General features: G+C 33.6%; 34 protein-coding genes and 5 tRNA genes. All 39 read left to right on the top strand.

The window, feature by feature from the left end; all coding sequences use genetic code 11:
* Positions 1-300: 300 nt before the first annotated feature.
* Entirely contained in the window at positions 301-669 is a 369-nt protein-coding gene (locus ABS916_RS10080; protein ID WP_350451763.1) for a hypothetical protein, read from the top strand.
* Between the two features lie 52 nt (positions 670-721).
* Complete coding sequence (nrdD, locus tag ABS916_RS10075) at positions 722-2,878, top strand: anaerobic ribonucleoside-triphosphate reductase (RefSeq protein WP_350451762.1); 2,157 nt, start codon at positions 722-724, stop codon at positions 2,876-2,878.
* 23 nt (positions 2,879-2,901) lie between these two features.
* On the top strand, positions 2,902-3,162 hold the full coding sequence (locus ABS916_RS10070; RefSeq protein WP_350451761.1) for a hypothetical protein: 261 nt from the start codon (positions 2,902-2,904) through the stop codon (positions 3,160-3,162).
* 13 nt (positions 3,163-3,175) lie between these two features.
* The gene (locus ABS916_RS10065) at positions 3,176-3,391 is read left to right on the top strand and encodes a hypothetical protein (protein WP_350451760.1); all 216 of its coding nucleotides are present in this window, start codon (positions 3,176-3,178) and stop codon (positions 3,389-3,391) included.
* 29 nt (positions 3,392-3,420) lie between these two features.
* Positions 3,421-3,939, top strand: coding sequence for a 4Fe-4S cluster-binding domain-containing protein (locus ABS916_RS10060; protein ID WP_350451759.1), 519 nt, complete (start codon positions 3,421-3,423; stop codon positions 3,937-3,939).
* Positions 3,939-4,925 carry an NAD(P)/FAD-dependent oxidoreductase gene (locus ABS916_RS10055; RefSeq protein WP_350451758.1) on the top strand — a complete coding sequence of 329 codons (987 nt, stop codon included), beginning with the start codon at positions 3,939-3,941 and terminating at the stop codon, positions 4,923-4,925. The genes ABS916_RS10060 and ABS916_RS10055 overlap by 1 nt, the downstream gene beginning before the upstream one ends.
* A gap of 69 nt (positions 4,926-4,994) precedes the next feature.
* Positions 4,995-5,192, top strand: a complete 198-nt coding sequence (locus ABS916_RS10050) for a hypothetical protein (protein WP_350451757.1) — start codon at positions 4,995-4,997, stop codon at positions 5,190-5,192.
* Entirely contained in the window at positions 5,179-6,003 is an 825-nt protein-coding gene (locus tag ABS916_RS10045; protein WP_350451756.1) for a metallophosphoesterase, read from the top strand. Before ABS916_RS10050 ends, ABS916_RS10045 begins: the two co-directional genes overlap by 14 nt.
* An 80-nt stretch (positions 6,004-6,083) precedes the next feature.
* On the top strand, positions 6,084-6,338 hold the full coding sequence (locus tag ABS916_RS10040) for a helix-turn-helix domain-containing protein (RefSeq protein ID WP_350451755.1): 255 nt from the start codon (positions 6,084-6,086) through the stop codon (positions 6,336-6,338).
* Positions 6,339-6,414: 76 nt separating this feature from the next.
* Complete coding sequence (locus ABS916_RS10035) at positions 6,415-6,609, top strand: hypothetical protein (RefSeq protein WP_350451754.1); 195 nt, start codon at positions 6,415-6,417, stop codon at positions 6,607-6,609.
* 17 nt (positions 6,610-6,626) lie between these two features.
* Entirely contained in the window at positions 6,627-7,238 is a 612-nt protein-coding gene (locus ABS916_RS10030) for an RNase H family protein (RefSeq protein ID WP_350451753.1), read from the top strand.
* A 41-nt stretch (positions 7,239-7,279) separates the two neighbouring features.
* Positions 7,280-8,335, top strand: coding sequence for a hypothetical protein (locus ABS916_RS10025; RefSeq protein ID WP_350451752.1), 1,056 nt, complete (start codon positions 7,280-7,282; stop codon positions 8,333-8,335).
* 91 nt (positions 8,336-8,426) lie between these two features.
* On the top strand, positions 8,427-9,116 hold the full coding sequence (locus tag ABS916_RS10020; protein ID WP_350451751.1) for a hypothetical protein: 690 nt from the start codon (positions 8,427-8,429) through the stop codon (positions 9,114-9,116).
* A gap of 2 nt (positions 9,117-9,118) precedes the next feature.
* Positions 9,119-9,313 carry a hypothetical protein gene (locus ABS916_RS10015; protein WP_350451750.1) on the top strand — a complete coding sequence of 65 codons (195 nt, stop codon included), beginning with the start codon at positions 9,119-9,121 and terminating at the stop codon, positions 9,311-9,313.
* A 2-nt stretch (positions 9,314-9,315) separates the two neighbouring features.
* Positions 9,316-9,582 carry a hypothetical protein gene (locus ABS916_RS10010; RefSeq protein WP_350451749.1) on the top strand — a complete coding sequence of 89 codons (267 nt, stop codon included), beginning with the start codon at positions 9,316-9,318 and terminating at the stop codon, positions 9,580-9,582.
* 2 nt (positions 9,583-9,584) lie between these two features.
* Positions 9,585-10,448 carry a thymidylate synthase gene (locus ABS916_RS10005; protein ID WP_502880598.1) on the top strand — a complete coding sequence of 288 codons (864 nt, stop codon included), beginning with the start codon at positions 9,585-9,587 and terminating at the stop codon, positions 10,446-10,448.
* A 10-nt stretch (positions 10,449-10,458) separates the two neighbouring features.
* The gene (locus tag ABS916_RS10000) at positions 10,459-10,980 is read left to right on the top strand and encodes a dihydrofolate reductase (protein WP_350451747.1); all 522 of its coding nucleotides are present in this window, start codon (positions 10,459-10,461) and stop codon (positions 10,978-10,980) included.
* A 58-nt stretch (positions 10,981-11,038) separates the two neighbouring features.
* Complete coding sequence (locus tag ABS916_RS09995) at positions 11,039-11,263, top strand: hypothetical protein (RefSeq protein ID WP_350451746.1); 225 nt, start codon at positions 11,039-11,041, stop codon at positions 11,261-11,263.
* A 25-nt stretch (positions 11,264-11,288) separates the two neighbouring features.
* Positions 11,289-11,771 (top strand): riboflavin biosynthesis intermediates N-glycosidase, encoded by a 483-nt coding sequence (gene ybiA / locus ABS916_RS09990; protein ID WP_350451745.1) that lies wholly within the window; start codon positions 11,289-11,291, stop codon positions 11,769-11,771.
* A complete protein-coding gene (locus ABS916_RS09985; protein ID WP_350451744.1) occupies positions 11,761-11,919 on the top strand; it encodes a hypothetical protein in 159 nt (52 codons plus the stop codon). The genes ybiA and ABS916_RS09985 overlap by 11 nt, the downstream gene beginning before the upstream one ends.
* A 116-nt stretch (positions 11,920-12,035) precedes the next feature.
* A complete protein-coding gene (locus ABS916_RS09980; protein WP_350451743.1) occupies positions 12,036-12,194 on the top strand; it encodes a hypothetical protein in 159 nt (52 codons plus the stop codon).
* Between the two features lie 17 nt (positions 12,195-12,211).
* Positions 12,212-12,808 (top strand): metallophosphoesterase family protein, encoded by a 597-nt coding sequence (locus ABS916_RS09975; protein ID WP_350451742.1) that lies wholly within the window; start codon positions 12,212-12,214, stop codon positions 12,806-12,808.
* The gene (locus tag ABS916_RS09970; protein ID WP_350451741.1) at positions 12,805-13,206 is read left to right on the top strand and encodes an aminoacyl-tRNA hydrolase; all 402 of its coding nucleotides are present in this window, start codon (positions 12,805-12,807) and stop codon (positions 13,204-13,206) included. The genes ABS916_RS09975 and ABS916_RS09970 overlap by 4 nt, the downstream gene beginning before the upstream one ends.
* Before the next feature lie 65 nt (positions 13,207-13,271).
* Positions 13,272-13,553, top strand: a complete 282-nt coding sequence (locus tag ABS916_RS09965) for a hypothetical protein (protein ID WP_350451740.1) — start codon at positions 13,272-13,274, stop codon at positions 13,551-13,553.
* Between the two features lie 23 nt (positions 13,554-13,576).
* Entirely contained in the window at positions 13,577-14,704 is a 1,128-nt protein-coding gene (gene nadR / locus ABS916_RS09960) for a multifunctional transcriptional regulator/nicotinamide-nucleotide adenylyltransferase/ribosylnicotinamide kinase NadR (RefSeq protein ID WP_350451739.1), read from the top strand.
* Between the two features lie 10 nt (positions 14,705-14,714).
* Entirely contained in the window at positions 14,715-14,981 is a 267-nt protein-coding gene (locus ABS916_RS09955; RefSeq protein ID WP_350451738.1) for a hypothetical protein, read from the top strand.
* A 17-nt stretch (positions 14,982-14,998) separates the two neighbouring features.
* Positions 14,999-15,721 carry a nicotinamide riboside transporter PnuC gene (pnuC, locus tag ABS916_RS09950; protein WP_350451737.1) on the top strand — a complete coding sequence of 241 codons (723 nt, stop codon included), beginning with the start codon at positions 14,999-15,001 and terminating at the stop codon, positions 15,719-15,721.
* An 85-nt stretch (positions 15,722-15,806) separates the two neighbouring features.
* Entirely contained in the window at positions 15,807-16,223 is a 417-nt protein-coding gene (locus ABS916_RS09945; RefSeq protein WP_350451736.1) for a hypothetical protein, read from the top strand.
* Positions 16,205-16,393, top strand: a complete 189-nt coding sequence (locus ABS916_RS09940) for a hypothetical protein (RefSeq protein WP_350451735.1) — start codon at positions 16,205-16,207, stop codon at positions 16,391-16,393. Before ABS916_RS09945 ends, ABS916_RS09940 begins: the two co-directional genes overlap by 19 nt.
* Positions 16,394-16,843, top strand: a complete 450-nt coding sequence (locus tag ABS916_RS09935) for a macro domain-containing protein (protein ID WP_350451734.1) — start codon at positions 16,394-16,396, stop codon at positions 16,841-16,843.
* Between the two features lie 16 nt (positions 16,844-16,859).
* Entirely contained in the window at positions 16,860-17,408 is a 549-nt protein-coding gene (locus tag ABS916_RS09930) for an NUDIX hydrolase (protein ID WP_350451733.1), read from the top strand.
* A 68-nt stretch (positions 17,409-17,476) separates the two neighbouring features.
* Entirely contained in the window at positions 17,477-17,989 is a 513-nt protein-coding gene (locus tag ABS916_RS09925) for a hypothetical protein (RefSeq protein WP_350451732.1), read from the top strand.
* 147 nt (positions 17,990-18,136) lie between these two features.
* Positions 18,137-18,208: transfer RNA gene (locus ABS916_RS09920), tRNA-Gln, on the top strand.
* A gap of 345 nt (positions 18,209-18,553) precedes the next feature.
* Positions 18,554-18,626: transfer RNA gene (locus ABS916_RS09915), tRNA-Ile, on the top strand.
* 124 nt (positions 18,627-18,750) lie between these two features.
* Positions 18,751-18,822: transfer RNA gene (locus ABS916_RS09910), tRNA-Glu, on the top strand.
* 26 nt (positions 18,823-18,848) lie between these two features.
* Positions 18,849-19,418, top strand: coding sequence for a SprT-like domain-containing protein (locus tag ABS916_RS09905; protein ID WP_350451731.1), 570 nt, complete (start codon positions 18,849-18,851; stop codon positions 19,416-19,418).
* Between the two features lie 170 nt (positions 19,419-19,588).
* Positions 19,589-19,948, top strand: coding sequence for a hypothetical protein (locus ABS916_RS09900; RefSeq protein WP_350451730.1), 360 nt, complete (start codon positions 19,589-19,591; stop codon positions 19,946-19,948).
* Positions 19,949-20,069: 121 nt separating this feature from the next.
* A tRNA-Pro gene (locus tag ABS916_RS09895) sits at positions 20,070-20,143 on the top strand.
* A 16-nt stretch (positions 20,144-20,159) separates the two neighbouring features.
* Positions 20,160-20,230: transfer RNA gene (locus ABS916_RS09890), tRNA-Gly, on the top strand.
* Positions 20,231-20,304: the final 74 nt, after the last annotated feature.

Here is a 20,304-nt window from a genome sequence, read left to right as displayed (position 1 = left end):
ATTATACTTTATTTACGAAATAAGAGTTACCCCAATAGAGGATGAATGTGGGCCATTATCTACCCTCTTGGGAAAACAATTTGATTTTTTTCTTTTAATGTTTATTTTTATTATTTTTTATATATTTAAAAAGGAAGCTTTTTTGTTAAAGAGTTTTTATATTTGACAGCTCTTTTATAAAATGATACAATTATTTATATGGCTTAAAGGTGAAACCGAGCAAAAATTCTTGACTTTTTGATTTAAAAATGATATAATTAATTATAAAATAAAATAATAAAGCAAAAAGGAGTTTTTGTTATGAAAAGAAAAAATCAAGATGTTCAATTTTTAATGTCTAAATTAAATATTACTGAAGAACAAGCTTTAGAATTGATTGCTTTTGATTCTGATATGCCAAAAGAACCTGTTGAAGGTGAAGTAGTTGTTAAAAAAGTTACTAAAACTAAAAAGGGTGGCATTCAGGTAGAGGAATTAGAAGCTATGAAAGAATTATTAAAAGCTGGTTATTCTGATGGAACTCCTTTCAAAAATAAAGATATCTCAACGGTTATGCAAAATGAATTAGGGTTGTCAAATCGTGCAACTCCTTCTCGTTTGAAACGTTTAGCTGAGGAAGGTTTCTTAGAAGACTTAGGTGGAAGTCCTAAATCATACAAAGTTGTATAATGGTTTTTTTGAAGAAACTCTTCTTCGAGATTTTTCATTTTATTTACCGTAAATGAGAACTGGAAGGATTGAAGTTAGTATGGAAGAAATTATTGTTATCAAGAAAGATGGTACAGAAGAAAAATTTAACAAGGCAAAAATAGAAGAGGCTATTTTAGCGGCAGCCAAACAAGTTGTAGAAATTAATGAAAAAGATAGAAAAGCTGCTGCAGATATTGCTCATTATATTGAGTTTCATTTAGCTTTTGATCGTAAGATTAAAACAAGTGACTTGCATGAGATTGTTCAACATGAATTAATGAAGAAATGGCCTGTTGTATATGAAGCTTATGCAGTCTATCGAAACTACAAGAAGAATTTAGCAAAATCTTATAAAGAGATTCACTCAGAGGCAGAAGGGGTGCTTTATGCAGGGGATAATGAGAATGCCAATAAAGATAGTCGTTTAAATAGTACTAAACAGGCTCTTATTGGTGGACTTACCATGAAAGAATTTGTTAAACAATATGAATTGAGTCCAAAATGGGTTGAGGCTCATGAAGAAGGTTTCATTCATATCCATGATATGGCTGAACGTTATTTGCGTGAGCAAAATTGTTGCTTATTTAATATGGGTAATCTATTAGATGGTGGCTTCAGTTTGAACGGTGCTGAATATATTGAGCCTAAGAGTATCCAAGCAGCTTTAGCAGTTGTTGGTGATGTTACTCTAAGTGCTAGTGCACAGCAATACGGGGGATTTACAATTCCAGAAATTGATACTGTATTAGCAAAATATGCTGAATTAAGCTATAAAACTAATTTAAAATTTTGTGAGGAAAATGTGCAAGATATTCTCTTTGATACTTCTGATGTTATGGATGAATTAATGAGAGAGATGGCTTACAAAATGACTATAAGAGAAATTGAACAAGGTATTCAAGGTTTTGAAACAAAACTTAATACGGTTTCAAATTCATTAGGACAGATTCCATTTGTAACAGTTACATTTGGCTTAGATACAAGTGTATGGGGTCGTGAAATTGCTAAAAACTTAATTAAAGTTAGAGAAAAAGGAATGGGCCAAAAGAAAACTACTGCTGTCTTTCCTAAGTTAGTATTCTTACATCGTGCAGAAGTGAATGGAAATCCTGGCTCTCCAAACTTTGACATTAAACAAGAAGCAATTCAGTGTTCTCGTACTCGTCTATATCCAGACTATTTAAGTTTAGATTCAGGTCATTTAGCAGAAGTATACGATCGCACAGGTGGCAAAGTAGTCAGTCCTATGGGATGTAGAGCTTATCTATCTCCTTTTGAACATAATGGAGAAGAAATTTATACTGGTCGTTCTAATATTGGAGCTGTATCGTTAAACTTACCAAAAATTGCTTTAGAAGCGAATGGAGATTGGCACAAATTCTTTGATTTAATTGAAAAATATTCAGAAATGGTATTTGAAATTCATGAAGATTACTACAAGAAAATCTCTAAAATGAAAGGCTCAACAAATCCTTTGTATTTCTGCGAAGGTGGAGCTTGGACTTCTGTTGGTTATGATGAAACAGTTGGGAAAATCTATGAAGCATCCACTGCATCGTTAGGTTATATTGGTGTTAATGAAATGTTGAATGCCATGAATACTGAAGAAAAAGATCGTCAAAAAAGAGCGATCCAGATTGTTCGTTATTTGAAAAAATTAACAGAAAATGCTACAATGAAATATAATCATTTATATGCTTTATATTCAACGCCAGCAGAAAGTTTATGTTATCGATTCCAAAAGATTAACCAAAAACAATATGGAATCATCGAAGGCGTAACCGATAGAGAGTATATGACTAATAGTTTTCACGTACCTGTATGGGAAGATGTAACTGCATTTGAAAAATTAGCTTTTGAATCTCCTTTCCATCAAATAGCTACTGGTGGCAAAATTAGTTATAATGAATTTGTTTATGGTGTAGACCAAAGCGTTCTTATGCAAGCTATTGATGCTGCAATGCAACTTGGTTTATATTATGGAGTAAATGTTGTATCAACAACCTGTGAGAACTGTGGACATAGCGGAGATTTCCGAGAGTCTTGTCCTAAGTGTGAAAGCACTAATCTAACAGAAGTAACTCGTTGTTGCGGATATTTAAGCTTTGGTCAAGTAAAAGGTGAATCACGCTACAACCCAGGAAAACAAAAAGAAATTAAGGACAGAGTAAAACACTCTGTAAGGTGAAGCATATGCAAGAAGAAATACAAATGATTAAAGAAGCACTTGAAATTGCCAAAATAGAGCTTAAAATGATGAAAGTTGTCCATTATTGGTATTGGGCTATTGCTATACTTCTTACAATTATTATAGCTTTTTTTATTATAGCATCTGTTGCAGTATCTGCAATGACACCTTTTTATATTTTCATTATAGCTTGTGTGGCTTATTGGAATATAAAACGTCACAATAATTTAGTGTTGGAGATTGAAGATTTAGAATACGTATTAGAAGAATTAACTAAAGAATAAAGGAGTTTTTAGAATGGTAGGACTTGGAATATTTTCAATTTTAATTTTGATTGTAGGAAGTATTATTTTAGGTGTGCTAAATGCACTGTTTGCTTATGACAATGCAGTAATAATTATCTCATTACTTGTGTGTTGTCTTATGGCGTATCTGGCGATTGTTATGACAGGTCCTCTAGCTCCTTTCTTTATCATTTTTATAATCTTTATCTACCTTGCAGTGACCAAATAGGTTGCTGCAAGTTTTTTAGGAGGAAAAGTATGGCTTATTTACATCAGATTAAAAAATATGACATGGAGAATAGCTGGCGAGGAGCTTCTGTCTCTTTATGGTTTAACCAATGTCCACACCATTGCCCAGGATGTTGGAATGAAGAAACATGGGAACGAAACGAAACATTATATCAGGATAACGATCAAGTAATCCAAGAGGTAAAAGATGGCTTGGGCGAAGGCGTATTCCAATTAAATACTCTTGCTCTCTTGGGCGGAGATCCATTAAGTCCAAAAAATATACAAGATACAATTTACATAGTCAAAGCTTTGAAGGAATGGCGTCCTGATTTGAATGTAATATGCTGGACGGGTTTTACTTGGGAGCAAGTTTCAAGAAGTAAATTACTCAAACCAATACTAGAATATTTAGATGTTTTAGTAGATGGTAGGTTTATGATAGATAGAAAAATAGAGGGAAAGAAGTATGGATCAGATAATCAACGAGCTATTGATGTTCAGAATACCCTCTCAGAAGGAAAAATAAAAATAATGGAGGACTTCTAATGACTATATATGATACAATTATAATTGGTGGCGGACCTGCTGCAATGTCAGCAGCGCTTTACCTATCACGTTTTAGTAGAAAAGTAGCTTGGATCTTTGGGTATGGCTTAGGCGGACAAGTACAAAATACTGAATCAGTTGAAAACTATCTTGGTTTTAACGATAGTTTAGCACCTTTGCTTATTGAACAATTTTCTAAGCAAACAGAAGAATTAGATGGAGTAGAAAAAGTTTTTGGCTTTGCGCAAGACGTGCGAAAAGATGGAGTTATGGGATTCTTTAAAGTAAGAACAGATATGGGAGAAGTCTATAAAGCAAGAACAATTTTAGTAGCATCTGGAGCAGAACCTAGAAAATTAAATGTTCCAGGTGAAGAAGACTTTGCTGGACGAGGAGTTAGTTATTGCGCAATTTGCGATGCTCCATTGTTCCAAGGTAAAACAGTTGCCATTGTTGGCGGAGGGCAAACAGCTTTTGAAGATGCTCAAATTTTGGCTAAACAAGCAGAGAAAGTTATTCTTATTCATCGTCGTAGCGAATTTAGAGCTACCGATCGAGAAGTTGAGTTAGTAAAAGCAATTCCAAATATTGAGTTCATGCTTAATGCTAAAATTACTGAGATTAAAGGAAATACAACAGTAGAAAGAATCGTTGTTGAAGATGCTAGAGACGAAGTTGATTATACTATTGAGCGTAAAGTTGATGGTGTATTCGTAGCTGTGGGACAAGTTCCTCGAACAGAGTTTCTGGAAAATCTTAATAAAGAATATCTACAAAGTGAAGTCGATCGTATTTGGATTGAAATGTTTCCTCTATTAAAAGATGGTTATATTGATGCCTGTGAAAATGAAACTATGGCAATGGATGGACTATTTGCTGCAGGGGATGTTGTGCTAGATAATCATAAACAAATTGCCGTAGCAGTTGGTGATGGAGCTTCAGCAGCTATTAATATTAATAAATATCTTCAAGAGAAAGGAGAATAGTCATTTGACTATTCTTTTTTATTTTGATATAATATTCATATAAGTTATTTTAAAAGGAGGTTTTTATTGGTGGAAGTACGCGTTTTTAGTGTTTTTGGTCGTTCAAATGAAGGATTAGAAGCAGGAATAAATAAAAGAATCAAAGAGTTGGATATTACAGTAGAAAAATTATCTTTATTATCTAGTGAAGAACAAACTGGATATATGATGTCTGGTTCAAAGGCTACTTTTATTGCAATGGGGAGGAAAAAGAATGAAAAATTATAGTATATATGCATTATCTGATGCGCATGGAATGAATGAAAAATTCGATGAAGCAATTAAAGATATTTTATTAGTAAAACAACCAGAAGATAAGATTATTATCTTAGGAGATAATATTGACAGAGGATTTGGTAGTTTAGAAATTATTCAATCTATTATGAGTCTTCAAGAAAAATATGGTTCAGATAATGTGATTGCTTTAATGGGGAACCACGAAGAAATGTTTCTAGCCTGGCTTAAAAATAGGTATAATACGCTTAGTCTACATAATGGTGGAGCTAGGACTGCTGCGAGTTTTATTAAAGATGCTAAATTTAAAATGAATGGCAAGAATCTTATATATGGTGATGGACTTTTCTACGATAGCACCTTTGAAGATAAGACAAAAGATGTGATCGGACATATTTTACAGAACCATGCTAAAGAAATTGAATGGATGAAGAATCTTAAATATTTCCATGAAGAAGGAAATACTTTATTCGTTCATGCTGGCTTTGAAGAAACTCCAACTTGGCATTGGACTGATTCTTCAAAAGATGATATGGTTTGGAAATATCCTGCTCAAATGGGTTATACTCCATGGAATAAACGTGTGGTTGCGGGTCATATTATGACAAGGGAGTTAAATCCTGAATGGATTCCCCAAGAGGACGAAAATAATATCTATCGTAACAAAGATCACATTTATATTGACGGTGGCGCATGTTCTGAGATTTTTGGTTTAAAAGGTCAGTTAAATATCTTGCAAGTCAAGATTGATGGCGAAAATGAGACTTACTATGACTTTAGAACAGGTAATATTATACCAGAATAACCTAACCTTTTTCCTATCATATTTTATTTTCTTTTTTTACTACCTTTAGAAGGAAGTTAAAAAGGAAGGAGATTATAAATATGATAATCGATGGAGAAAAGCTTTATGAATATCGCATAGAGCATGGAATTAGTCTTGAAGAAATGTCAGAAATCTTAGATATTGATATGGATCAACTATATAACTATGAAAATGGAATCGATGAATGGTGGGAAGAAGACTCATTGGTCATCTTAACTATAAACGGCATGTTTAATGATTTAGATTTTATCCAGATAGAAGATATTGATGCAGACGAAATAGATGAATTATTAGCAATTTATGAAAACAGCTAAGGGATTTTCCTTAGTTGTTTTTTATTTTTTAAAATGATAGAATTAATTATAAAGTTAATTGAAAGAGGTTTTGAAAATGAAACTTTCCGAGTATATCAAAGTCTTACAAGAAGTAGAGTCTGTTGCTGGCGATTTTGATATTATTAATTCAGAAAAAATTGTCGAACCAGATATTAATTTCAGAGAAGCTACTGTTGATTTAGGCTTTGAAGAAAAAATTGATGATTACAGTGCTTCTATATTGGAAGAAATTCGTATGTTAGTAGGTTAAAATAGGAGGAAAATATTTTGAAAATTTATGTAGATGGAAGTTATAAGCAGTCTGTCAACCCAAACGTTGCTGGTTGGGCTTTTGCGGCTTTTGATGAAAATGATATTCTTTTGCGCACAGCACATAGTGTTGTTGAAAACCCAGCTTCTCGACAAATTGATGGTGAACTAGAAGCTACATTAGAAGCATTAAAATGGGTTAAAGCAAACAAAGAAACATATTTTCCAAATGGCGGAAAAGTTGAGATTTTTCATGATTATGAAGGAATTGGTAAATGGGCCCGCAACGAATGGAAAACTAATACGGATTTAACAAAGGGATATAAGGAATCTGTTAATGCGTTGATGCTATCGCTAATCTCAGGGGACCAAAAAGTAGAAACCATCTTCTCTTGGGTTAAGGGACATAGTAAAAATGCTGGAAATGACCTTGTAGATCGTCTTGCAGGTCAAGCAATAGCAGAATCGCTTGTTAATCCTATTAAAAAAGAAGTTCCAGCCAAACAACAAATTTTAGTTGATAAAGAAGAAATTGAAAAGATTTTAGGACTGTTAGAATACGTTGCTATTGTACCAAATGTATTAACAGCCAAAGAACATTTATCAGATTTATTGAAAAAATTTAATTAAAATGATATAATTAATTATAAAGTTAAAGGAGAAAAACACTTATGGGACTTAATAAATATGATGGATTGAAGGTTTCAATCGAGGGACATTTTGAAAATAGTTCTCGTTCATATGAATATTTCCTTCATCCAAAAATGCTACGTATTTTTGTTAATTGGTTATTATATAACATGGACTATCGTCAATTATCGCTTGATTTTGAAAAAGATGTTTTTTATAGCTATATCGATACTCCATACGGTAAAAACAAGAAATTTTATTTTACTAATGTTCATTTGCTAGGAACTTATGATTTTAAAGTGCGGGATACAAAAGCTACTAAATTCATTAATGAAGTCTTTTTTGAAGAAGATAGATATGAACTTGCTCTTTCTGAATCTTACCTTAAAGATGCTGGACTTACGGATCGAGATGTAGAAAATTTATTTAGTAAAGATTTTCCACAATTTTTTGGCGAAGATAAAGTTACTGTATTTAAATTTGACAATGATTATAAATTAAATGAAGGAGAAGATAATAGTATGATGAAAACAGATAGTGTAGAAAAACGAGGTTTCAATATCCCAGGACTTAAAAATGTTGGTAAACAATTAACTGGAGTTTTCGCTTTTTCGATGATCACCCAAAAATTAGCGGTTAAAATGGATGGTGGTTATTTCTCTTTTGATAAAGAAACCAAAGCTTTAACCGATGAAACTGGTTTTGCTATGGAAGTTCCATTTCCAGCAATGATCTTGCCAGAACGTTTTAGCAAATTGAAAGCTGGCGATTTAGTTATTAGTCCAGATGGTGGCAAATTAGTTTATGTAGTAGATGTGGATGCAGAAGCAAAAACTTACAACTACGTAGGGGCTAATGGTATTGTACAAAGTGCCGCAAAAGTTCAAAATGCTGTAATGAAAGATATGGACTTTGTTGAAAAAGTTATTAATCCTTTAGCAGATGCTTTTGATTCTAGCGAAGATGATGGATTATTTGACAATCCAATGATGATGATGGCATTAATGGGTAATGGCGGGAATATCTTTGGTGGCGGAAATGGCAGCAACAATGATATGATGTCGATGTTGATGTTATCTAAAATGATGAAAAAATAGTGTTGTTTAGAAAAAGCAGGGGAAACCTTGCTTTTTTTTATTTGTTGTGTTATAATATATTATAAAGTTATTTATAAAAGGAGAGATCTTTATGGAACAACATAATATGCCAGAAGAAGTAAAGCAAGTTGTTTTAGATGCTTTACAGCCTTATAATGTTTATGCAGTATATTTAAATGGAAGTCGATTGTACGATTTCTATAATAAAGATTCTGACTATGATGTCGTAGCTTTTGTAGTGCCAGATAAAGAAGATTTATATTTAGGTAAGCCAATGGTATCAAAAGTTTTAGAACTTAATAACACATTGGTTGAACATGTTACAGTTAAAGATGTTCGTTATTTATTACAATATCTTAAAAAACCTAGCTATCATAATAGTTTGCCTTTATTCCAAGAACCTTTTTTACAATATGGAGAAACTTTATTTGATTCGGATGAAACTGTAACTTCTTTAGTTTTTAATAAGAAATCTTTTTTATTTTCTGTTGGAGGAGAATATAAAAATCGGGTTAAAAAAGGACAGTTAAAAGATAAGGCACATGCCCTATATTTAGAGCAACTCTTTGAATCTGCCTTACAGTCTTCTACTTTACCTGGTTTAAAGCCAGAAGAATGTTTAGCTGTTAGATTAGGTAAAAAAGAGTACGAATTTAAAGATGCGAATTTTCTACTAGAAAAAGCTAAACAATATCCAGAAACTTTTGATTATGGTAACTTTCATATGTTACTTGATATGAAAATGGTTCGTTGGTTAGAACATTACTATGAGGAGTATTGATTATGGAATTTAAAACATTGGTTTATAAAGATCTCACTATTAATGGAATCAAAATTCTTAATGTACCTATGAAAATAGTAAATGGTCGAGCACCGGCAATTACTAAAGGCGAATCTGAAAAGATTAAAGACCTTGTTTTTAAAGCTTCAGCTTTAGAAGTAAAAGAAATTGATTTTTCGTATAAGTTAGGAGTATGATAATGTATAAAGAATTATTAGATAATCAAATATCCAATATGCAACAAGATATTATCAATAAATTCCAAGAGTACGATGATTTAGATGTTAGGGAGGGCGCAATTTTAGGTCTTAAAATTGTCTTCCCTGCTGATAAATCTCGCTATATTAGAGATTGTGGAGAAACTAATTTCTTTCTGGATTTTATTGAATATGGTATAATGCCTGTATTTGAGTATGATTTAGAAGAAAGAGAGTATACCGTGACGTTCTACAAAAGAGGAGTGTGAATATGAGTTATACAACTACTAAGATGGATAAGTTTGTGGCAAACACAATCGAGGAAGTTTTGAGTAATGGAGTAAAATCTGAGGGCAGTCGTCCAGTTTATAAATCAGATGGTGCCCCAGCAGAAAGCTATTATATAACAGATGTTTTTGTTAAATTTGATTTAAGTAAAGGAGAGCTACCAATCAGCTCCTTGCGCCCAGTATATACTGGATTAAGTCGTCAAGAAATGCTTTGGATTTATCAAGATCAAACATCTGATCTAAAAGCCTTACGAGAACGTGGGGTAATGTGGTGGGATGATTGGGCATTAGAAGATGATACGATTGGACAAAGATATGGCGCCACAGTAGATAGACATATTATCATTGATCGTCTCTTGGAGGGCTTAGATAAGAATCCTTTCAATCGAAGAAATATCATCAATTTGTGGCAGTATCAAGATTTAGATGAATATGCTAAATTACCTCCTTGTGCATTTGAGGTTTTATTTGATGTACGGAAGGTAAATGGTGAAATGTATTTAGATGCTAGTCTTACCCAACGATCTAGTGATTTTCTAGTGGCTGGAATGGGTATAAATCAGATACAATATGTTTCACTTCAAATGATGATTGCTAAAAGATTTGGTTGGAAGCTAGGAACTTTTAGTTGGCATGTAATGAATCTGCATATTTATGATCGACATATTGATAATGCTAAGATTTTATTAAATCGCTATAACACAAGCATCTTCGATAATTCACCAATAAAGTTCTATTTAGATGTCCCTAGTGGTGTTGGCTTTTATGATATAAAGGCAGAAGATTTCAAAATGGAAGGATATAAAGCAATCGGCTCTCAATTAGAGTTTGATATGGCTTTATAGAGGTGGTTCTATGTTAAGTGCTATTGTAGCTATTGATAACAACAATGGAATAGGCAAGGATAATGATTTGCTTTATTCACATAAATTAGATATGAAACGCTTTGTAGAAAAAACAAAAGGCAAAACAGTTATTATGGGATATAAAACCTGGCTTTCATTGAAGAAGCCCTTTCTACCTGAGCGCAGAAATGTTGTCCTGTTTGATGCGGAAGGCCCAGATGATATTCCTGATATTTTCTACAATGCTTTAATTCAAGTAGATGATATAGAAAAACTTACTTGGGCTACTCCATTACATTTTATTGAGAATATTAGGGCTTATCGTGATAGTGAAGAAGAATTTATTATCATGGGAGGAGCTAATATATATGATAGATTTTACCCTTATTTAGATAAATTATATTTGACTATTTTCGATAGATCTGAGGAAGCTGATAAGTTTTTCCCTAAAATTAACTGGAATAGATGGGATATTTATTTCTCTGATTATCCAGAAGAGGATGTATTATTCCTAGATATGACAAGAAAATAGTTGAAAATTTTCTTTAAAGATGATATAATATTATTATAGTAAAAGAGAGGAAGATTTTATGAAAAATTATTTTTATGCAATCGTATCAACAACTCGCAAGTCTTTTGAAAACAAACGGGTACAGGACAAAAAAGGTCGCTGGTCTGTTGAAAAAACAGAAGTTAAGACAAATGTTGATGTTATTGTAACTTCGCCGTTTCGGGATAAGTTTGAAGCAGTAGCAGATATTAAAGATAAAGCTGCTAGCTTGGGAGCAATTAAATATATCGGAGCCTTTAAATAGGCTCTGATTTTTTGGAGGTAATTAAATGAATCAATATTACTTGTTTTGGGGAGGTCCTCTTTCTAACTTCGCTGAATTAGAATTAATTCCTTACAAGGGAGAACTTTGGCGAACTTCAGAACATATTTTCATGGCTGAAAAAGCACTTCATTTTGGAGATATGGAGTCTTATGAAAAGATTCGTGAAGCAATTCGCCCTAATAAGGCAAAAGCTTTAGGAAGAAAAGTGAAGGGCTTTTCTGATGAAGAATGGGATAAGGTTAAAGTGGAAAAAATGATGCTTGCTTTAGAAGCTAAATTTTCTGTTCCTGTGTACCGAGATTTCCTAAAGAAAACTAGAGGGCAAATTCTAGTTGAAGCTAGTCCATGGGATAGAATTTGGGGAATTGGCTTTGATGCGGAAAACGCACTTCGAAATAAAGAAAATTGGGGACAAAATCTTTTAGGTAAGTGTCTTTTAGAAATCAGAAATAAACAAAAGTTAGGAGTAAACTTCGATGAAATTTAAACCTACTTATAAATCAAAGATTGATGACATCCACGACTTCAATACAAAAGTTAGTCGTGGTACTGGTGTCATCAAAGCTAAAAAGGGTAAAGGTTCTTACAAACGGAAACCTAAACACAATAAAAAGGATTGGGGACAATCCTTATAACACGGATAGCCTTGACTATTGGTAGGTCTAGTCAGTTTGCTAAACTGGTGGTGTTTCGGCATCTAGGGGTTCGATTCCCCTGCTATCCTTAAAATAAATCAACAAAGGAGAAAAATATGGATATTCAAGAAGCTATTGATAAATTTAATGCTGGCGATCGTTCAGAAAAAGTATTAAATACTATTTTACAAGACGCATATCAGTTTTTAGAATCTGAAAATTTTCATAGCGCAATTAGCGTAATTGAAATTCTTACAAGCATTGAATATATTTAAAGAAAGGAAGTGATTGTATGAAAACATATATCACAAGTGATCTCCATTTATTCCACCATAATGCAATGGGTGTAGATGGTTTTATTAAAACACGTCTTCATTTTGGCGATGTGGAAGAAATGAATGAAACAATTATTCATGCAATCAACTCCACTGTTAAAAAAGAAGATACACTTATTCATTGTGGCGACTTTGGCTTTGGTAAACCCAAGGTTCTATTTGAACAACTTGAACGAATCAATGCTCATAAGGTAATTCTTGTCAAGGGCAACCATGACTCAAGTAAGTTTTTCAAGTATATTAAGAATCACAATGAAGAAGGAAAATATGAGCTTCACGAAGTGGGCCTAATTAAGAAAGCAAACAAAAAAGTCTATTACATCACTCATTACCCTCTTGGGCTGGGACAGGATCGTAGAAATCTTCGCAATCTTTGTGGACATATCCATGAACAAGACCCAAGAGAAGCGAACTGTCTGAATGTTGGAATTGACTCGCCCTCTTTTCCAAATCTTCCCTTCGGAACCCCCGTTCTAATTGAAGATGCTTTTAATAAGGTGGAAGAAAAGTGGACGTCCTGGGCAGAGAAAAATATAGGAGGACTAAAAGATTGAATGAAGATAAGATTATCGAGTACATTTTAGTTAATAAAGAGCTAAATATGGGCGTTGGAAAGATTGCTGGTCAAGTAGCACATGTTCAGACTTTGATTGATAACGAAGTAAAATTTTATGCAGACCATCATCATAGCTCTAAATTACCTCCTGCTCCAGAAGAATGGGTTCAGCGATTAGAATGGTACGAAGAATGGTTTTTGCTAGATCGTGCTCAAACAAAAGTTATACTAAGAGCAAAAGAAAAAGATTTACGAAAGGCTATTGAAATGGGAGCTTTTTTCATTAGAGATAATGGACTTACAGAGATTCCAGCGGGTTCTCTAACAGTAGTAGGTTTCTTACCTCAACCTAAGTCAAATTTAGTGTCATTTACGAAGAAATTTCAACTTTTATAGTTGAAATTTTTTGTTTATAATGATATAATTAATTATAAAGTTGAGTAATAAAAAGGAGGAGCCTTATGTTAACACCAGAAGAATTATCCAGTGTTGGGAAACAAGAGAGAGATTCTGTTTTTTCTGGAGAAATGGTAAAATTTGAAAAAGTTTTATTAGAAGAAGCTAAAAAAGGATCGGAAAAAGTTCATATTCCTGCACCTAATGTAAAAGGTTTATTCTATTATGATGAAAGACAAGAAGCTTTTGCCTCTTATTTAAGAGATAAGGGTTTTAGAGTTCAAAAGGATATCGAAATTTGCGGTGGAGTAAGACAAGACCCATCGTGGTATTTATATATCTATTAAATTAAAAGGGAGAGTTTGATTATATGAAAGAATATGGTATTGTTGTAGGTAAGTTTTATCCATTGCATATTGGTCATGTTAATTTGATTCAACGTGCGTCTACACTCTGTAAGAAAGTTATTGTGATTGTTTCTCATCATGAAGCAAGAGATCAGGCATTGTATTTGGACTCAAATTTAAAACGACCTCTTACGGGGAAAGATAAGCTTGCTATTGTTCAAAAAACTTTCCAAAATCAACGAGATTTAATTATTCCTATTTTAGTTGATGAAAGTGATGTACCATCTTATCCAAATGGTTGGCAACCTTGGTCTGATTTAGTAAAAGAATCTATTGCAAATCATCGGAAGGTTCCGAAAGATTTTAGCTTTGATAAAGCGGTATTCTTTATTAACGAAGACTCTGACGTGGAAGGGTATAAAAAATACTTCGGTTCAGATGTAGTTTTACTAGATCAAGACCGTTCTGAAGTTAATATTTCAGCGACTAAAGTACGAAATGACCCTTACAAATACTGGGACTTTATTCCTCGTGCAAGCCGTGAGCTATTAGTGCCTAAAATTGTTATTGCTGGTGGGGAATCCAGTGGTAAAACAATCATGACAGATCGACTATCTCAGTTATATGCAACTACATCCGTATGGGAGTATGGTCGTACAATTACAGAAACTGAACTAGGTGGCGATGAAAGTGCTTTACAATACAAACATTACGCTGATATTGTTTCTGGACATTATCAAGATTTAAAGTTTGCTGCAACCAATGCCAATAAAGTGTTGTTTTCAGATACAGACTTTGTGGCTACTCAAGCATTTTGTATGACATATGAGGGTCGCCAACATCCTTCTGTTCAAGACAAAATTGAAAATGTCCGGTTTGACCTAACAATTCTTTTAAATAACAATGTAGAATGGGTCGACGATGGCATGAGAATGATTGGCGAAGAAACTGAACGCCAAAAATTCCAAACTTTGCTTAAATCTTTATATATCGTGAACAATATTCCTTTTGTTGAAATTTCTGCCAGTGATTATGAAGTTCGTTATGAAGTTTGTAAAATGGTAGTTAAAGAGTTCTTAGAAAATAAAGTTACAGTCGAAGAACTCCAAAAGAAAGTAAACGAAATGGAAAGTAACTGGGAATGGAAATAGGAGGATCAATATGAGTATTAGACTAACTGAAGAAGAAGTAAAAGATATAGTTTATGAAGATAGCGAAAAATATTTCTTAATTGATGAGTTTATTGATGGGACTGGACGATGGCACGTCCACAAGAGTGGTATTATACAGTCCGAAGACAATAAAAATTATATGATTCACTGGAGTGAGGCCGCCACAGAAATGCAGGAAAATGAATTTTGGTCTCAAACCGCAATAGAAGTTGAGCAAAAAGAAATTGTAGTTAAAGAATGGAAACCTGTCAAATAGAAAGGAAGTTTATTAGTATGGAAAATACGTATAGTTTTTGGGGAAATTTATTCATGAGTGATGGTAAGTATCGAAAGTATTTCAATATCGCCCTCATTCTCATTGGTCTTGCTTTTGGGATTGCAATTACTAACTTTGCAGTTTGGTCGGAAGTAGTATTCTTTGTAACTGCTTACTGTTTGGGAGTCCCATGTGTTATTACATTGGCAGATCGAGAAGGTAAATTAGGTAACTGGCTAGGTATTCTATCAAACCTTGGTGAAATGGCTACTTTTGCTTATTTTGGTACTTGGGGTATGGTAGTTTCAGGATTCTACTTTGGTTTAATGCACGTTGTAGGATTATTACGTTGGAACAACCCTAAATATCAGTCAGGTGATGGTAAAGTTGAAGTAACTAAAACTAACAAAGAGCAATTAATTTTTACGGTTATTTTCTTCATTGTCGGAATGCTAGTATTAGTTTTCGCTGGACCTTACCTAGGATTTTCATTGGCTGCAATGGGTCCTTGGGTTTATTGGGGGAATATTCTGACATTTGCAATTAGTATTACCTCACAATTCTTAATGATTATGGGTAAAGCTTCTAGCTGGTTAGGATGGGCTAGTTCTAACTTTGTGAATTTTGGTCTAAACTTAACATCTGGAAATTACTGGTTTATGATTCGTGATGTAATTTACCAATTAAATGCTGTAGCTGGATATTACCAATGGAGCAAGCTATCTAAAAAAGATAAATAAGTCAAAGGCAACTGATTAATTTCAGTTGCTTTTTTTGTTTTAAAGTGTTATAATTATTTATAAGCTTAAATAAGGAGGAGTTAGTATGATTAAAAGATATATTATTAAAGAAACAGAAGAGTTTAATTCTTTTTATATTGATTTAATGAAACAGGGTTATCTTCGTGAAGAAATGATTCCTCTTAATCCTGCAGTAGGTAAGATAGCTAGAAGAAATCTACCCATTTTAGTTGAACTAAATACAGAAAAGAAACTTTTTAGCTATCAACTAATAGATGCTTTTGAGAATCTAGTAGGTTTTCGACAAGGTGATACTGATAGTGATACCGAGGAACCTTGTTTTACTCAAAAAATTAGATTTATTTCAGATAAAACTATGTCGAATGAAGAAATTTGTGAAGTTATTAGAAAAAAATATGCTACAAAATGGTATACTTATACCTTTATTATAGAACAAAAACCTATTATTAAGGAGGAAGAATATTGGATAAAGAAAAGTTAATTGAAAAAATTGCTGATTCATTAGCATATGGGGATAGTTCGCATCATCATGATACATTGCGAGATATTTTAGAAACGCTGATCCCAGGTGAAGATTATGCAATCATGTCCTACGAAGATATTTTAGATAAAGCACAAAAAGGTGGATATAATACAAAGGAGACCGATTAAATGATTAAAATTGTACAAGGCGACTTATTAAAATCTGATTGTAATGTTATTATGCACCAATGTAATTGCTTTAATAAAATGGGAGCTGGTATTGCTCGTCAAATTAAAGCCCAATATCCTAAAGCATTTGAAGCAGATTATAATCATCCAGTTCCTTTAGGTAAAGATAGATTAGGTGGGTATAGTGCTGCTATTGACAAGGGAGTTTTAATTGTAAATTTATATGCACAAATTGGATATGGTCGGGGTACACGTACCCAATATGAATATTTCCAAAAGGCTTTGCGCAATGCTCTACAAAAGATTCAAAAAGATGGCGTAGAAGTAAAAATTGGCTTACCATATGGTATTGGCTGCGGTCTAGCAGGTGGAAACTGGAATATTATTCTTGGAATTATTACCGAAGCTGCTGAAGAATTTAATATAGATATTTATTTATATAAATTATAGGAGGAGTTATCGTGTTATGAAGATTTTAGAAGAAAAAGTCCAAGCTGTTTTTAATCCTGTATTTGACGTAGTTACAAGAAAAATTGAATTGGAAAATCAAGGGGAAATTACGAGGCATATTGTGCGCCACGCCCCTTGTGTTTCTATTTTAGTATTTGATCCACAAACTCTTACCTTCTCTCTTGGATATGAGTATCGTTCTGGAGTTAATCAATATCGCTGGGGCAATGCTGCTGGTTTTATTGATAGTAATGAAATTCCATTAGATGCTGCTGCTCGTGAGCTAGAAGAAGAATTGGGGCTTGTGTCAAGCAAAGATTTAAAGAAAATTGGAGTTATTAGCTCTAGTGAGGGGTTTACAGATGAAGAGATTTTTATTTACTATGCAGAAGGTCCTTTCGACAAAAAGCCAACTCGTTTTGACAGCGATGAATACGTTGAACTCAAAGAACTAACCTTAGAAGAATTTCGCAGTAAAATTGAAGATGGTATTATTCGATCGGCTCCAACAGTTGCTTCTTTTTATTGGTTCATGATTAATAAATATGAAGAGTTTTACAAATAACATTTGAAAAATTTTATTTAAGATGTTATAATTAATTATAAAGTTAAGGGAAGAAAGGGAGTTATAAAATGAAGAAGATTTTGTTAATGGGGGCTACGTTTTTATTTGGTTTAGGATTGGTAGGATGTTCAATGATTGTCCCGCCCCAAGAGACCAAAGATACAGATGCAGTTACGGGCGATAAGGTTGTTGAAAGTTTAAATCCGCCAGAGAAAACGCACGAATCACAAGCTCCAGACTTAAAAGAAGAAGCTGCTAAAAATTCTATTTTGAAAGTATTGCAACAAGGTTATGCTGATTTAGGGACTGTAGTCTATGATGCAGAACAAAATGCTTTCATTATTACCCCAACTGATGAAGCCTTTATTCAAGATGTAGAATATGTTTTGAGTACAGGCCAAACAGAAGAATGGGATCAAATGGTAGATGCTTTTGTAGAATTGTCTGCTGAAATCTCTGCTTCAGCTGGTGAAGGTACCTCATTAGCTATTGCTAACCCAGTTAAAACAGATAATGTAATTCTGGTTATTAGCGATGGTGTTCTAGTTTATGACGCTGTTAAAGAGGAGTTAAGTAAGTAATACTTGACAAATTTTTATAAACGTGTTATAATAAATTATAAAGTTAATTAACAAGTAAGGTTTTCTTACAAGGATGTAATTCCTTACTTGAAATTTTCTTTTAAAAATGTTATAATTATTATAGAAAGTTAAGGAAATAATAATTTATCTCAGATCGTCTAACTGGTAGGACACGACCCTTTGAAGGTTGCGATGTTGGTTCGAACCCAGCTCTGAGAATTAAAGGTTTGGCAAGCCTAGTTGGCGTCGAAAACCAACGAATAAAAGCAGAATTAACTGTAAGGCGTGCTCACAGAGTTGAGGAAAAACTCTTTGGGACGGGGCACTAGCTAAGGCAACTGTATAGTCAATTTCCTCTGGTTGCCTTTCTATCATAACATGGCTAAGGTTCAATTCCTTTTTCCCTTGGTGTGGAGCCATTGTTTAGAAAAGATAGAGAAAATGTTACACCCAACCTAGGTAAGTTTGGATATGGCGAAACTGGAAGACGCAGGATATTCTCCCCATTGGAGATCTCCGTACATGACGATGTAGTGCAGGTTCGAGTCCTGCTATCCAAATATTGTACTCTTAGTTCAGCGGTCAGAGCACCCTGCTCATAACAGGGGAGTCGCTGGTTCGAATCCAGCAGGGTACATTACAAGTTGGGGACTAGAATTGGGCGTAAGTTCAATCAGTCCTCAAGCCTATACGGCTTACAACTTGAAAAATTTCTTTTAAAATTATATAATATTAATATAGTTAAGAAAGAAATTAAAAACGGCACTATCTTCTAATGGCTAGGAAATCCGACTTTCTATCGGAGAATGTGGGTTCGAATCCCGCTAGTGTCATTAATTTTATTAAAAGGAGGAGTACAATGTCAACTATAATTGGGAATTTTGGTTTAGATTATCCAAGAACTATCAGTGGTAAACAGAAAATTGAAGCTTTAGAGAAGATTAATGAAATGGGAGATAAAATCATTGATCAATTCTTCTCTAACCAAGAGGCAAATGCTCCAACTTTTCATATCAACAACCGACTTACTAGAACATATGGTAGATATTTCCCTGGTGGAAATAAAATTGAAATGTCTGGTCAGTTCACAAAGATCGCTTTATATCTAGCAAAAGATGAAGCTTTATTTGAAAAAGTTCTGAAACATGAACTTGCTCACTGGTATTTACACAAAAGTGGGCGTAAATATGGCGATGGAGAGCCTGAATTTGAAAAATTGTTATCTTATATTGGTTCACTTTCGTCAGGATCAACTAATAAAAAGTTACAACTAGCTCCAACAACACCTCTTTTATCATTTAGAGTTCGTTCTGAATGTGATAAGTGCGGAGCATCTACTTTCTCAAATAGACGATTAAATAATCGTTACACTCACAGTAATTGTGGTGGCTTGCTAGTTGATAAAGAATTGGTTGTAGTTAAGTCTTAAAACATATTTGAAAAATATCATTTAAAATGATATAATATATATGTAATAAGAAATAGAGAGTTGCTTCAGATTTTGAGTCTTGTCACTTACTTATTTGAAAAAATTTGAATAAGATGTTATAATAAGTATGTAAGATAAATAAAAAAATTATAAAAGGGAGATTGATTATTATGACTAAACAAAACAAAGCAGAAATGTTCCGTGAAGCAGCAGCAATGTTGACAGAGGCTCCTCGTTACCAAGAATTGTTATTGGCAGAAGCTGAACGTGTGGACAAAATGAATGAAAAACGTCGTCAAAGCGAAACTAAAACGCAAAAAGAAAACCGTGTGGTAGCTGCACAAGTTACTGAATGGTTCGCAAACCAGGCCGATCCAGAAGTTGCATACGATGGTGGCGAAGTTCAAGCAGCAGTAGGGTTGGAATTATCTCCACAAAAATTCGCTGCAATCATGCGTTTAGTAGAAAATGCAGTGAAAACTGACAAAGCAGACAGCAATAAAGATCACGTAGGCTATCAAAAAGCCTAGTTGTGACAAAACTGTATAATTTATAGTATACAGTTTTGATAAGCAATACGAGGGGGGCTAGCAGTGTCTTAGGGCTAGCAGCTGGAGATTAGAAATTCGGGTGGGCACGCTCTGGCATTAACGGGAATTGGCGTAGTCTGGTAGCGCACTCGGTTTGGATCCGAGGGGCCGGAGGTTCAAATCCTCCATTCCCGATTGTTTTTTAAATTTTGTGGACTTAGTATAAGGGTAGTATCTCTGGCTTCCAACCAGAGGGTGCGGGTTCGAATCCTGTAGTCCATATAAAGAAGCTTACAGCAATTTTTCAAACTATACTATTGCATAAAGTTGATGATGCTTCTTGTTAATTTTAAATA

This window comes from Carnobacterium sp. (genome assembly GCF_040274945.1).
Classification (GTDB): domain Bacteria; phylum Bacillota; class Bacilli; order Lactobacillales; family Carnobacteriaceae; genus Carnobacterium_B.
Note: the sequence above shows the minus strand (reverse complement) of the source record. Positions and strands in the feature narration are given on the sequence as shown.

Bases quoted from the DNA above. Each gene is read 5' to 3' on its own strand.
- ABS916_RS10080 (WP_350451763.1), top strand. From the start codon at position 301: ATGAAAAGAAAAAATCAAGATGTTCAATTTTTAATGTCTAAATTAAAT.
- nrdD (WP_350451762.1), top strand. From the start codon at position 722: ATGAGAACTGGAAGGATTGAAGTTAGTATGGAAGAAATTATTGTTATC.
- ABS916_RS10070 (WP_350451761.1), top strand. From the start codon at position 2,902: ATGATTAAAGAAGCACTTGAAATTGCCAAAATAGAGCTTAAAATGATG.
- ABS916_RS10065 (WP_350451760.1), top strand. From the start codon at position 3,176: ATGGTAGGACTTGGAATATTTTCAATTTTAATTTTGATTGTAGGAAGT.
- ABS916_RS10060 (WP_350451759.1), top strand. From the start codon at position 3,421: ATGGCTTATTTACATCAGATTAAAAAATATGACATGGAGAATAGCTGG.
- ABS916_RS10055 (WP_350451758.1), top strand. From the start codon at position 3,939: ATGACTATATATGATACAATTATAATTGGTGGCGGACCTGCTGCAATG.
- ABS916_RS10045 (WP_350451756.1), top strand. From the start codon at position 5,179: ATGAAAAATTATAGTATATATGCATTATCTGATGCGCATGGAATGAAT.
- ABS916_RS10040 (WP_350451755.1), top strand. From the start codon at position 6,084: ATGATAATCGATGGAGAAAAGCTTTATGAATATCGCATAGAGCATGGA.
- ABS916_RS10035 (WP_350451754.1), top strand. From the start codon at position 6,415: ATGAAACTTTCCGAGTATATCAAAGTCTTACAAGAAGTAGAGTCTGTT.
- ABS916_RS10025 (WP_350451752.1), top strand. From the start codon at position 7,280: ATGGGACTTAATAAATATGATGGATTGAAGGTTTCAATCGAGGGACAT.
- ABS916_RS10020 (WP_350451751.1), top strand. From the start codon at position 8,427: ATGGAACAACATAATATGCCAGAAGAAGTAAAGCAAGTTGTTTTAGAT.
- ABS916_RS10015 (WP_350451750.1), top strand. From the start codon at position 9,119: ATGGAATTTAAAACATTGGTTTATAAAGATCTCACTATTAATGGAATC.
- ABS916_RS10010 (WP_350451749.1), top strand. From the start codon at position 9,316: ATGTATAAAGAATTATTAGATAATCAAATATCCAATATGCAACAAGAT.
- ABS916_RS10005 (WP_502880598.1), top strand. From the start codon at position 9,585: ATGAGTTATACAACTACTAAGATGGATAAGTTTGTGGCAAACACAATC.
- ABS916_RS10000 (WP_350451747.1), top strand. From the start codon at position 10,459: ATGTTAAGTGCTATTGTAGCTATTGATAACAACAATGGAATAGGCAAG.
- ABS916_RS09995 (WP_350451746.1), top strand. From the start codon at position 11,039: ATGAAAAATTATTTTTATGCAATCGTATCAACAACTCGCAAGTCTTTT.
- ybiA (WP_350451745.1), top strand. From the start codon at position 11,289: ATGAATCAATATTACTTGTTTTGGGGAGGTCCTCTTTCTAACTTCGCT.
- ABS916_RS09985 (WP_350451744.1), top strand. From the start codon at position 11,761: ATGAAATTTAAACCTACTTATAAATCAAAGATTGATGACATCCACGAC.
- ABS916_RS09980 (WP_350451743.1), top strand. From the start codon at position 12,036: ATGGATATTCAAGAAGCTATTGATAAATTTAATGCTGGCGATCGTTCA.
- ABS916_RS09975 (WP_350451742.1), top strand. From the start codon at position 12,212: ATGAAAACATATATCACAAGTGATCTCCATTTATTCCACCATAATGCA.
- ABS916_RS09965 (WP_350451740.1), top strand. From the start codon at position 13,272: ATGTTAACACCAGAAGAATTATCCAGTGTTGGGAAACAAGAGAGAGAT.
- nadR (WP_350451739.1), top strand. From the start codon at position 13,577: ATGAAAGAATATGGTATTGTTGTAGGTAAGTTTTATCCATTGCATATT.
- ABS916_RS09955 (WP_350451738.1), top strand. From the start codon at position 14,715: ATGAGTATTAGACTAACTGAAGAAGAAGTAAAAGATATAGTTTATGAA.
- pnuC (WP_350451737.1), top strand. From the start codon at position 14,999: ATGGAAAATACGTATAGTTTTTGGGGAAATTTATTCATGAGTGATGGT.
- ABS916_RS09945 (WP_350451736.1), top strand. From the start codon at position 15,807: ATGATTAAAAGATATATTATTAAAGAAACAGAAGAGTTTAATTCTTTT.
- ABS916_RS09935 (WP_350451734.1), top strand. From the start codon at position 16,394: ATGATTAAAATTGTACAAGGCGACTTATTAAAATCTGATTGTAATGTT.
- ABS916_RS09930 (WP_350451733.1), top strand. From the start codon at position 16,860: ATGAAGATTTTAGAAGAAAAAGTCCAAGCTGTTTTTAATCCTGTATTT.
- ABS916_RS09925 (WP_350451732.1), top strand. From the start codon at position 17,477: ATGAAGAAGATTTTGTTAATGGGGGCTACGTTTTTATTTGGTTTAGGA.
- ABS916_RS09905 (WP_350451731.1), top strand. From the start codon at position 18,849: ATGTCAACTATAATTGGGAATTTTGGTTTAGATTATCCAAGAACTATC.
- ABS916_RS09900 (WP_350451730.1), top strand. From the start codon at position 19,589: ATGACTAAACAAAACAAAGCAGAAATGTTCCGTGAAGCAGCAGCAATG.